This is a genomic window from Aeromicrobium sp., assembly GCF_025965075.1.
Lineage (GTDB): Bacteria > Actinomycetota > Actinomycetes > Propionibacteriales > Nocardioidaceae > Aeromicrobium.
The window spans coordinates 1-9,860 of sequence record NZ_JAOPXQ010000147.1 but is presented as its reverse complement, the minus strand read 5'-3'; the positions used below and the strand labels follow the sequence as shown (position 1 = coordinate 9,860).

The following is a 9,860-nucleotide window of genomic DNA, read 5'->3' as shown; positions in this document are numbered from 1 at the left end:
CCGAGCAGCACCGACAGGACGATCGCCGTGACGAAGGACTTCTGGCCGACCGGCGGTCCGTACGCGCCCTGCGGCGGGTAGCCCTGCCCCGGCGCGGGTGCCGGGAAGCTCGAGGGTGCACCGGCCGGGAACAGGCCCTGGACCTGGTGCGCCGGCACCCACTCGCCGCCGTCCTTCGAGATCTGTGAGGTCGGGACGATGTGTCCCGACGTCACGAAGCCGGCCAGGGTCGCGGCGTCGTACGGGCCGCTGACCTCGCCGGTGTTCGAGACGTAGTACGAGCCCTCCGGGAGGCTCGGCTGCTGGGACGGGGCGCCGGGCGGCGGGGTGGCGGTCATGGTGTCTCCAAAGGTCGGGGTCCGGCGAACAGTAGTGGACCCGGGACGCCACGTGCGACCGCGCCACGGATCGGGACGAGGGGTCGTGTTGACTGGCCCCTGTGACGGGCGACGGGACCTCGATGGGCATGCGGCCCGTCTCACTGCTGCCCAAGGCCCACCTGCACCTGCACTTCACGGGCTCGATGCGCCACGCGACGCTGCTGGAGCTCGCTGATCGGGACGGCATCCGCCTGCCCGCGTCACTGACCGAGGACTGGCCGCCGCAGCTCAGCACGACCGACGAGAAGGGCTGGTTCCGCTTCCAGCGGCTCTACGACGTCGCCCGCTCGGTGCTCCGCACGGAGGAGGATGTCCGGCGCCTGATCCTCGAGGCGGCCCTCGACGACGCCGCGGACGGGTCCGTGTGGACCGAGGTCCAGGTCGACCCGTCCGGCTACGGGGCCCGGTTCGGCGGGATCACGGCATTCACCGACCTGGTCATCGACGCCGTGCGTGAGGCGTCGGAGCGCTCCGGCATCGGGGTCGGCCTCGTCGTCGCCGCCAACCGGACCCGTCACCCGCTCGACGCCCGGACGCTCGCCCGGCTCGCCGCACAGTACGCCGGCCGGGGCGTGCTGGGGTTCGGGCTGTCGAACGACGAGCGCCGCGGCGACACGACGGCGTTCGGGCCCGCTTTCGCGATCGCCGAGCGCGCCGGGCTGGCCCTCGTGCCACACGGCGGCGAGCTGCTGGGGCCGGCGCACGTCACGCAGTGCCTCGACCACCTGCATCCCGACCGCCTCGGCCACGGCGTGCGGGCCAGCGAGGACGAGGCGGTGCTGGGCCGGCTGGCCGAGCAGGGCGTCGCCCTCGAGGTCTGCCCGACGTCGAACGTGTCGCTGGGCGTCTACGCGACTCTCGAGGAGGTGCCGATCCGCACCCTGACCGCCGCCGGCGTCGACGTCGCCCTGGGCGCTGACGACCCCCTGCTGTTCGGCTCGCGCCTCGCCGGCCAGTACGCCGTGCTGCGGGCTGCCCAGGACTTCACCGACGCCGAGCTCGCGGAGCTGGCGCGCATGTCGGTCCGCCGGTCATACGCCCCCACCGACATCGTCGAGGCGGCGATGACCTGCATCGACGGCTGGCTGGCCGCACCGCCGAGCGGGCACTGACCGTGACGACGCCGCAGCCGCCCGCCCCGCCACCGTTCCCGCCCTCGCCGCCGGCCCGGCCCACGCCGTTCCGCCAGCCGCTGCCCAAGGCACCCCGGGCGACCCTCGCGATGGTGCTCGGGATCGTGAGCGTCGGCGGCTTCTTCACGCTCCTCGTGCCGGTCTTCGTGGCGCCTGTGGCGTGGTACCTCGGCGCCGACGCGCGACGCCGGATCGAGCGTGAGCCCGACACCTGGTCCGGCGCCGGGGAGGCCCGGACCGGGCTGGTGCTCGGCATGGTCGGGACGGGGCTGATGCTCATCGCGCTGTTCCTCACCGCGCTGATCCTCCTGGGACTCGTCCTGGTGTCGCACTACGACGCGGGATACGGGGCATGAGGGCCGGCTCTGACTAGGGTGATGCCATGAGCCAGACCCCACCACCGCCCCCGCCCCGCTCGGGCCCGCAGCCCGCCTCCGGACCGCCGAAGCACCCGCAGTCCACGACCGCCCTGGTCCTCGGGATCGTCGGGATCGTGGCGTGCGGCGTCGTCGCCCCCTTCGCCTGGGTCATCGGCGGCAGGGCCGTGCGGGAGATCGACGCGAGCCCCGGGACGTACGGCGGCCGCAGCGAGGCCAACACCGGCAAGATCCTCGGCATCGTCGGGACGGCGCTCCTGGTCCTCGGGATCCTGGCCCTCATCGTGCTCGTGATCGTCGCGGTCGCAGCGGACGACTCGTCGTTCGACGGCTCGTACGACTACTCGCTCGTCGGAGCGCTTCCCGGGCTGGTGGGTCGATGAGCGACCAGCCCGGCACCCCGCCGCCGTACCCCGGCCAGCAGCCGCCGCAGCAGCCCAACTGGGGCTCGGCCTATCCCCCGCAGCAGCCGCCCCCCGGCTACGGCTACCAGCAGCCGTACGCCGCACCGCGTCCCAGCCACCCGAAGGCCACGACCGCGATGGTGCTCGGCATCATCGGCATCGCGGGCGGTCTCGCGTGTGTCCTGCCGCTGCTCGTCGCGCCCTACGCGTGGATCATGGGAGCCCACGCGGTGCGGGACATCGACGCCAGCGGAGGACAGCTCGGTGGCCGCGGCGAGGCCAACACCGGCAAGATCCTCGGCATCATCGGCACCGTCCTCCTGGCACTGGGAGTCGCGCTTGCCGTCCTGCTCCTGGTCCTGACGCTGTCGGTCGACGACTTCTGGGACGACGGCAGCACCTACTAGCGCGCGGGGTCAGAGCGCGCAGCCGACGAGCACGGGCTCGTTGACCAGCGTGATGCCGTACGCCTGCTGCACACCGGCGCGGATCTCGCGGGCCAGGTCGAGCAGCTGCGCCGTCGTGCCGTCGCCGCGGTTGGTCAGCGCGAGCGCGTGCTTGGTCGACAGCGACACCGAGGGCGTCCCGTAGCCCTTGCCGAAGCCGGCGTGGTCGATCAGCCAGGCCGCGCTGGTCTTGACCGTGCCGTCGGGCTGGGCGAAGCGGGGGGCGGCCTCCGGCAGCGCGTCGGCCTGCTCGGGGCCCAGCAGCGGGTTGGTGAAGAACGAGCCGGCGCTCCACGTGTCGTGGTCGGCGGGGTCCAGCACCATGCCCTTGCCCCGGCGCAGCTCCAGCACGGCCCGGCGGACCTCCGCGGCGGGGGCACGCTCGCCGACCTCGACACCGAGCGTCCGGGCCAGCTCGGCGTAGGCGACGGGGGCGCCGAGGTCGCCCAGCGCGAGCTGGAACGCCACGGTCAGGACGACCCAGCGGTGCGGCTCGGCCTTGAACCGGCTGTGCCGGTAGCCGAAGCCGCAGTCGACGACGTGGATCGTGCGGACCCTGCGGTCGAGGCGGTCGTACGCCCGCACGGTGGCGACGGTCTGCGAGACCTCCTGGCCGTACGCGCCGACGTTCTGGATCGGGGTCGCGCCGGTCGCACCGGGGATGCCGGACAGCGCCTCGACGCCGACCCAGCCCTCGGTGACCGCGCGGGCGACGACGTCGTCCCACGGCTCCCCCGCCGCGACCGTGACCATCGCCCCGCTGCACGCGTCGGCGTCGACCCGCATGCCGCGGGTCAGGACGCGCACCACGGTGGCGTCGACACCCTCGTCGGCGACCACCAGGTTGCTGCCGCCGCCCACGACCAGCAGCGGGTCCCCGGCCTCGTCCGCGATGCGTACGGCCTCGAGCAGGTGCTCCTCGGTGGTGGCATCGATGACCGAGCGGGCCGGGCCGCCGAGGCGCAACGTCGTCAGCTCGGCGAGGTCCATGGCGGCGACGCTAGCAGCCGGCGACGAGCCCTCCGACGGGACGCTGGGGGAACGGCGAAAGCCCCCGTCTGCTGCAGCAGAGGGGGGCTTCGCGGGGGACCGAGAGGTCAGCGCGTCTCGCGGTGCAGCGTGTGGCGCTTGTCGCGCGGGCAGAACTTCTTCAGGTCCATGCGATCGGGGTCGTTGCGACGGTTCTTCTTCGTGATGTAGTTGCGTTCCTTGCACTCGGTGCAGGCCAAGGTGATCTTGGGACGAACGTCTGAGCTCTTGCTGGCCACGAGGGTGCCTCTTCTTGATCGATGATGCTGGGGTGTTGCGTGCGTGGTCGTGCGGTAGCTGGGGCGGGACTCGAACCCGCTACAACACGATTATGAGTCTTGTGCTCTAACCACCTGAGATAGCCAGCAGAAACGGGTCCCGAGTTGCCTCGTTTCCCAGAGCCCCCTTACGGAATCGAACCGAAGACCTCTTCCTTACCATGGAAGCGCTCTACCGACTGAGCTAAGGGGGCAAGCCGACAAGCAAAGATACCGGGTCACCGCCCCGGATGCGAAATCGGGGGTGCCTGGTGCAGGATGACGGCCATGAGCGCTCGTCATCCCAGCGGTTTTCGGTTCAGTGACGACACCATCAACCGGTGGTCCGGCTCGCTCGTCGCGGTGCTGTTCGTCGTCACGGGGGTCGGTCTCGGCCTCGGTCTGGCCAGCGACACCGAGGGGTCGCCGGGCTGGCTCGGGATCGTCGCGACGGTCGTCACGGTCGGAGGCGTCGTCGGACCGATCCTCGCGGCCGCGGTCTTCGGCGGGGAGTCGATCCGTCGCGGCGGCGGGGTCATCGGTGCCCTGTTCACGTACGGGCTGGTGGCGGGGGCCGCCGGACTGGGGCTCGGCATCGGCTGGGCGTTCTGGACCGGCGTCGTCGCCACGGGCCTCGGCGTCGTGGGGTTCTGGGTCATCGGCTGGATCGCCAAGGTGCCGATGTACATCGGGGTCCCGTGGGCGCACGGCGGGGTCGTCAAGCGCTCCGACGCCGCACCGACGGAGCGCATCGGCACGGACGACCCCCGGCTCCGGCCGAGGCGCCGGACGGCTCTCAAGCGACCGCGCTGACCCCCGTCCCGCTCATGTGCAGCACGTCGAGCGGTGCCGACGTCGGCTCCTCGGCGGGCCGGTTCGCGGCCAGGACCTCGGCGACCGCGGGGTGGATCCGGTCGTCGAACGCCGCGGCGCACGCCTCGACGGACTCCCACACGTCGATGTAACGCAGCCCGCCGTCGGGACGGCGGACGCACAGGTGCACGAGCTGGCCCGCTAGTGGCTCGGGTCCCAGCGCGGCGATGATCCGCTCGTACGTCGGGAGGTCGATCGGAACGTCCTGCGTGAAGGCGTGCACCATGGCCGCCACCTCCTGGAGGTTGGTCCGAATTAACTTCGGACGAATATTGTTAGACTTCCACCGATGCCCGAACCCGTCAAGAGCCGCCCCTACCGCTCCCCCGCCCGCACCGAGCAGTCCGAGCGCACCCGCGCGGCCGTCCTCGACGCCGCCCGGGAGCTCTTCACGACGCAGGGCTACACCGGGACGACGGTCCGGGCGATCGCCGACCGGGCCGGCGTTCACCTCGACACGCTGTACGCCGCGGTGGGCCGCAAGCCGCAGATCATGCTGGCCCTCGTCGAGTCGGCCCTGTCGGGGCAGACCGACGCCGTCACGGCCGAGGAGCGGGACTACGTGCGGCGCATCCGGGAGTGCGACCGGGCAACCGAGATGATCGACGTCTACGCCGCCGCCGTGACTGCGATCCAGCAGCGGCTCGCGCCGGTCTTCACGGCCCTGCGCGTCGCGGCGGACGCCGACGAGTCCTGCGCGGCGGTGTGGCGGCAGGTGTCCGAGCGCCGGGCCGCCAACATGCTGCTGCTCGCCCGTGACCTGAGGTCGACCGGCGAGCTGAGGGACGACCTCAGCGACCGGGAGGTCGCGGACATCGTCTGGAGCATGAACGCCGCGGAGCACTGGGACCTGCTGGTCGTCCGGCGGGGCTGGTCACCCGACCGGTTCAACGCCTGGCTGGCCGACGCGTGGCGCCGGCTCCTGCTGGCCGGCGGTCAGGAGGAGGCAGCGAGCCGGGAGGGCCAGAGCGGGCCCTCGTAGATGAATCCGGTGTAGCCCTGCACGAGGTCCGCGCCCGCGGCGAGCCGGGCCCGGACGTCGTCGGGGGTCGTGACTCCACCGACCGCGATGATCGCGAGCCGGTCGCCGACGCGGGCCCTCAGCCGGACGAGGACCTCGGCGGCGCGCTCCGCCAGGACCGGCCCGGACAGCCCACCGGCGCCCGCAGCCTCGATCACAGCCCGGTCGGTCCGCAGCGACGCTGGTCGGGCGATCGTGGTGTTGGTCGCGCTGATGCCGTCGAGTCCCAGCTCGACCGCGAGGTCGGCGACCGCGTCAACGTCGTCGTCCGCGAGGTCGGGGGCGATCTTGACCAGCAGCGGGACCCGACGTCCGGGGACCCGGTCCGCGACGTGCTTGACCGCGGCGAGCAGCGGGCGCAGCTCGCCGACGGCCTGGAGGTCCCGCAGGCCGGGGGTGTTGGGCGACGAGACGTTGACGACGAGATAGCTCGCATAGGGCGCCAGCAGCCGGGCGCTCTCGACGTAGTCGGCGACGGCCTCCTCGGGGTCGACGACCTTGGTCCTGCCGATGTTGACCCCGATGACGGCGTCCCGGCCGGCCCGTGTGCGGCGCAGGCGGTGGAGGCGGGACGCGACCTCGGCGGCTCCGTCGTTGTTGAACCCCATCCGGTTGATGATCGCGCGGTCCTCGACGAGCCGGAACAGGCGCGGCCTCGGGTTGCCGGGCTGCGCGCGGGCCGTGACGGTCCCGATCTCGACGTGGCCGAAGCCCAGGGCCAGGAGGCCCGGGACCGCGCGCGCATTCTTGTCGAACCCCGCGGCGAGGCCGAAGGCGTTCGGGAACTCGATGCCCATCACGGTGCGCGGTGCGCGGGTCTGCGGCAGCACGAGCCGGGTCGCGAGGCGGCCGGCACGGATCGCGACGAACCCACGCTCGTGCGCCTTCTCGGGATCCATCGAGCGGAAGACGGCGTCGAAGAAGGCGCGATAGACCACACGCGGAGCCTATCGCCCGCCCGGGACCGGTCCGAACGCGTGGGCGGCCCGGTAGGTCCCGAGTGCCGTCAGCCGGACGTCTCGAGCACGCCACGCTGGCCCAGGCGGTCGAGCTGGGGCGCGGCGGTCAACAGGCCGCCGTGGCGCCAGATCGCGTGGACCACGAAGGCGGCCAGCAGCGAGCCCAGCGAGCCGAGCGCGAGATCGCTGAGTGTGTCGGTGTAGGCGCCCAGACGCTCCGGCGAGGTCTTGAGGAATGCGAAGTACTCAGCGATCTCCCAGCCCACCGCCGCGGTGACGCCGAACGCCAGCGCCCGCTCGATCGTGGCGCCCAGGGACGCGCTGCGGTGCAGGGTCAGCACGATCGCGGCGGCGGCCAGGAAGCCGGTGTTCATGAAGTGCATCCAGTCGTCGAACCAGGAGATCGAGTCGTACAGGTCCATCCGGTTGCCCAAGGTGTCGGTGAAGCACGTCACGGTGACCAGCAGGTCCGCCACCCAGGGGAACGAGGCCCGCTCGCGCCAGTAGACGAACCACACGATCGGCACCGCGAAGGCCAGCAGCGGGTAGCCGATCGCCCGGGCGGCCGCACCCTTGCCGCGGACGTTGCCGAAGTCGGGGTAGAGCACCGCCACGACGAGCAGCAGGACGAGGAAGACCTTGGCCGTCAGGTCGAGGCCCCGCACGACGGGTGGTGTCTCGTAGCGGGAGTCGACGAGGGTGGTGGTCACATCCGAACGGTAGTCGAGGGCACGACCCGCCCCCGGCATCGCAGCATCCCGACAGCCTGTCAGCCTTTGGGCCCCTCGTGGTCTACATTGGGACAACGCCCGCCCGGGCGACCTGGACCACCGCGAGGGAGCCGTGCACGAGTCACCGGATCAGACCTTCGCGAGGCTCGCCATCGAGCTCAGCAAGGCGACCACGGTCGACCAGAGCGCGAATCAGATCGTCGCGTTCGGCATGAAGATGCTCGGCACCCAGTTCGCCGGCATCACGCTGCTGCGGGGCCAGGGCCGGTTCGACTCCATCGGCGAGTCCGATCCGCTGATCCGGGCGGCCGACCGGCTGCAGTACGACCTCGGCGAGGGCCCGTGCATCGAGGCCGCGACCACGACGCGCACCATGCTCTCCGCCGACCTCGCGACCGATCCGCGCTGGCCGCGGTGGGGGCCGGCGGCGGTCGAGCTCGGGTTCCGCAGCATCCTGTCGGCCGAGCTCCACACCGGTGGTGATCGCATCGGGGCGATCAACTTCTACGGCTCGACGATCCGGCAGTTCACGGGCGAGGACGTCGACGTGGCCCGGCTCCTCGCGAGCCATGCTGCGGCCGGGCTGGCCGCCGTGAGGCTCCGGGAGGGCCTCCAGAACGCGCTCGACTCCAGGACCGTCATCGGGCAGGCGCAGGGCGTGCTGATGGAACGCTTCGACGTCGACGCCGACCGGGCGTTCGCGATCCTGCGTCGCTACTCCCAGGACGGCAACATCCGGCTGATCGAGGTTGCGCGCACCGTCGTGCAGCGCAAGGAGCTCCCGGAGGTCGCCCGTCGCCGGCAGGGCAAGCACGGAATCACGCCGTAACCGGTCGTTCGGTCTGCTCGGGCCCGCCCGCACCCCTGTTTGTCGCTGCCCCGGAGGGGCACAATGAAGGAGTGCCCCCGCTGAGGCGCGGGCATCCAGTTGAGAAGGAGCTGGGCAGGCCTCTTGAGAGACGACCCCGGAATGCTCCTCGCCTTCACCTTGCTCGCCAGCCTCCTGCTCAGCCTCGTGCTGGCTGCGGCGGTCGTCGCCTTCACCGGCGATCTGGTCTCCTATCTCCGTCGCCCCTCGAAGGGCTTCCCGACCTGGCGGGCGCTGCGTCGCGACCTCGGAGTGATGCTGAGGGCAGCTCACTACGCGCGGAAGAAATGACCGTGGCTCGGCAGACGCTGACAGCCCATGAGGACCTCCGACCCATGACGAACTGGGCCGAACGTCTTGCGTATCCACCGCGTCGGGTTCACCATGGGTGGACCGGTTGAGAAGTAGTCGGCGAAATCCTGCAGCGAAGGTTTTCACGATGCCAACGGATGACACGTCACAGATCGGCTGGCCGCTGCACGTCTACCGCGTGCGGGACGAGGCGAGGCAGCAGAGCATCCTGAGGGCGTTCCGGCGGATCGCCTATCCGGGCGTGACCGCCTTGGGCTCCCGCTCCGGACCCGAATGCTTCGTGATCGCCGAGTGTCGGTCGTTCGGTGACCAGATCCGGGCGCGACGGGTCATCCGCATTGTCGACCCCGACGCGGAGCGCGACCGCATCTGCGAGCTCAGCCCGGAAGAAGTCCGGACCCGGCGCGGGTAGCCGCACGACGAGGATCTGCGGCTTCCTCACGAGCGCTCCCGACGCATCGCGGACGTATGATGGCGAGATGGCCAGGAAACGGCTGATCATCGCGGACCACCATCGACGCTGGGGCATCATCGCCGCCAGTCTGGTCGGCCTGGTAGCCGTCGGGATCGCCGGGATCGCCTTTGCGAGGACCGGCGAGATCAATCGGGAGCCCTGGGGATACATCGCCCTCGCGGTCGCCGTCCTGGCAGCGCTCGGGGGCTTCTTCCTCGCCCTCACGATGGCCGTGATGGGCGACAGCGAACCGTCCGACCCGGACCGGTCGTCCCGCGGCGGCGCAGGCACCTCGGGACAAGGTCGCGGCTAGGCGAGCGAGGTCCGCCGGCTGACGAGAGCGCTCAGGCCCTCAGCCGTGACACCCGGGCCAGCCCGTGCAGCCCTCGGCCAGGTACGTGGAGCCGGCCTCCGACGACACGAGGGTCGACAGCTACCCCGGTGCCGGCCCCGGCCGGCGGCGGACACCTCGCTCATGCAGGCCAGCGCGGTCGGCAGCAGCCCGCCGAGGGCGAGACCGGCCAGGAAGCGCAGCCCGATGAGGATCTCGAGGTTCGGCGACGCGGCCACGAACAGGGTCATCAGCGACGCCCACGCCAGACAGCCGATCAGCGTC

16 protein-coding genes, 1 tRNA gene and 1 pseudogene are annotated in these 9,860 nt (G+C 71.6%); 10 read left to right on the top strand and 8 right to left on the bottom strand.

The features are described 5' to 3' along the window. Nucleotides 1-338: DUF4339 domain-containing protein (locus tag JWQ91_RS09190; RefSeq protein WP_297782719.1), on the bottom strand; the 338-nt coding region annotated here is incomplete at its 3' end. A gap of 122 nt (nt 339-460) precedes the next feature. On the opposite strand from JWQ91_RS09190, the gene JWQ91_RS09185 reads away from it, so the two are divergent. Genes JWQ91_RS09185 through JWQ91_RS09170 form a run of 4 tightly spaced genes read left to right on the top strand, consistent with a single transcriptional unit; the run spans nt 461 to nt 2,701 of the window. After that, entirely contained in the window at nt 461-1,492 is a 1,032-nt protein-coding gene (locus JWQ91_RS09185) for an adenosine deaminase (RefSeq protein ID WP_297782717.1), read from the top strand. A gap of 2 nt (nt 1,493-1,494) precedes the next feature. Beyond that, nucleotides 1,495-1,869: a DUF4190 domain-containing protein gene (locus JWQ91_RS09180; RefSeq protein ID WP_297782715.1), complete on the top strand. Its 375-nt coding sequence runs from the start codon at nt 1,495-1,497 to the stop codon at nt 1,867-1,869. Between the two features lie 26 nt (nt 1,870-1,895). Continuing rightward, nucleotides 1,896-2,273 (top strand): DUF4190 domain-containing protein, encoded by a 378-nt coding sequence (locus JWQ91_RS09175; protein ID WP_297782713.1) that lies wholly within the window; start codon nt 1,896-1,898, stop codon nt 2,271-2,273. Further along, a complete protein-coding gene (locus JWQ91_RS09170) occupies nt 2,270-2,701 on the top strand; it encodes a hypothetical protein (RefSeq protein WP_297782711.1) in 432 nt (143 codons plus the stop codon). Before JWQ91_RS09175 ends, JWQ91_RS09170 begins: the two co-directional genes overlap by 4 nt. A 9-nt stretch (nt 2,702-2,710) precedes the next feature. On the opposite strand, the gene JWQ91_RS09165 is transcribed toward JWQ91_RS09170, so the two are convergent. From JWQ91_RS09165 to JWQ91_RS09155, 3 genes are all read right to left on the bottom strand, one after another. After that, entirely contained in the window at nt 2,711-3,841 is a 1,131-nt protein-coding gene (locus tag JWQ91_RS09165) for a UDP-N-acetylmuramate dehydrogenase (protein WP_297782721.1), read from the bottom strand. After that, complete coding sequence (rpmG, locus tag JWQ91_RS09160) at nt 3,838-4,008, bottom strand: 50S ribosomal protein L33 (RefSeq protein ID WP_232400614.1); 171 nt, start codon at nt 4,006-4,008, stop codon at nt 3,838-3,840. The genes JWQ91_RS09165 and rpmG overlap by 4 nt, the downstream gene beginning before the upstream one ends. Nucleotides 4,009-4,168: 160 nt before the next feature. Beyond that, nucleotides 4,169-4,241, bottom strand: a tRNA-Thr gene (locus JWQ91_RS09155). Nucleotides 4,242-4,314: 73 nt separating this feature from the next. On the opposite strand from JWQ91_RS09155, the gene JWQ91_RS09150 reads away from it, so the two are divergent. Further along, nucleotides 4,315-4,839: a hypothetical protein gene (locus JWQ91_RS09150; protein WP_297782708.1), complete on the top strand. Its 525-nt coding sequence runs from the start codon at nt 4,315-4,317 to the stop codon at nt 4,837-4,839. Here JWQ91_RS09150 and JWQ91_RS09145 read toward each other — a convergent pair. After that, nucleotides 4,823-5,125, bottom strand: coding sequence for a hypothetical protein (locus JWQ91_RS09145; RefSeq protein WP_297782706.1), 303 nt, complete (start codon nt 5,123-5,125; stop codon nt 4,823-4,825). The genes JWQ91_RS09150 and JWQ91_RS09145 overlap by 17 nt on opposite strands. A 63-nt stretch (nt 5,126-5,188) precedes the next feature. Here JWQ91_RS09145 and JWQ91_RS09140 point away from each other — a divergent pair, with 63 nt between their 5' ends. Beyond that, entirely contained in the window at nt 5,189-5,881 is a 693-nt protein-coding gene (locus tag JWQ91_RS09140; protein WP_297782704.1) for a TetR/AcrR family transcriptional regulator, read from the top strand. On the opposite strand, the gene JWQ91_RS09135 is transcribed toward JWQ91_RS09140, so the two are convergent. After that, nucleotides 5,836-6,858, bottom strand: a complete 1,023-nt coding sequence (locus JWQ91_RS09135; protein ID WP_297782702.1) for a quinone-dependent dihydroorotate dehydrogenase — start codon at nt 6,856-6,858, stop codon at nt 5,836-5,838. The two genes, JWQ91_RS09140 and JWQ91_RS09135, sit on opposite strands and share 46 nt — an antisense overlap. Nucleotides 6,859-6,926: 68 nt before the next feature. Next, nucleotides 6,927-7,589 carry a hypothetical protein gene (locus tag JWQ91_RS09130; RefSeq protein ID WP_297782700.1) on the bottom strand — a complete coding sequence of 221 codons (663 nt, stop codon included), beginning with the start codon at nt 7,587-7,589 and terminating at the stop codon, nt 6,927-6,929. 133 nt (nt 7,590-7,722) lie between these two features. Here JWQ91_RS09130 and JWQ91_RS09125 point away from each other — a divergent pair, with 133 nt between their 5' ends. From JWQ91_RS09125 to JWQ91_RS09110, 4 genes are all read left to right on the top strand, one after another. After that, complete coding sequence (locus tag JWQ91_RS09125; protein WP_297782698.1) at nt 7,723-8,439, top strand: GAF and ANTAR domain-containing protein; 717 nt, start codon at nt 7,723-7,725, stop codon at nt 8,437-8,439. A gap of 141 nt (nt 8,440-8,580) precedes the next feature. Then, complete coding sequence (locus JWQ91_RS09120) at nt 8,581-8,769, top strand: hypothetical protein (RefSeq protein ID WP_297782696.1); 189 nt, start codon at nt 8,581-8,583, stop codon at nt 8,767-8,769. A 148-nt stretch (nt 8,770-8,917) separates the two neighbouring features. Further along, nucleotides 8,918-9,202 carry a hypothetical protein gene (locus tag JWQ91_RS09115; protein ID WP_297782694.1) on the top strand — a complete coding sequence of 95 codons (285 nt, stop codon included), beginning with the start codon at nt 8,918-8,920 and terminating at the stop codon, nt 9,200-9,202. 67 nt (nt 9,203-9,269) lie between these two features. Then, entirely contained in the window at nt 9,270-9,557 is a 288-nt protein-coding gene (locus JWQ91_RS09110) for a hypothetical protein (RefSeq protein ID WP_297782692.1), read from the top strand. Here the strand turns inward: JWQ91_RS09110 and JWQ91_RS09105 are convergent. Then, nucleotides 9,554-9,860, bottom strand: a pseudogene (locus JWQ91_RS09105) (hypothetical protein); the annotation flags it as partial. The gene JWQ91_RS09110 and the pseudogene JWQ91_RS09105 overlap by 4 nt on opposite strands.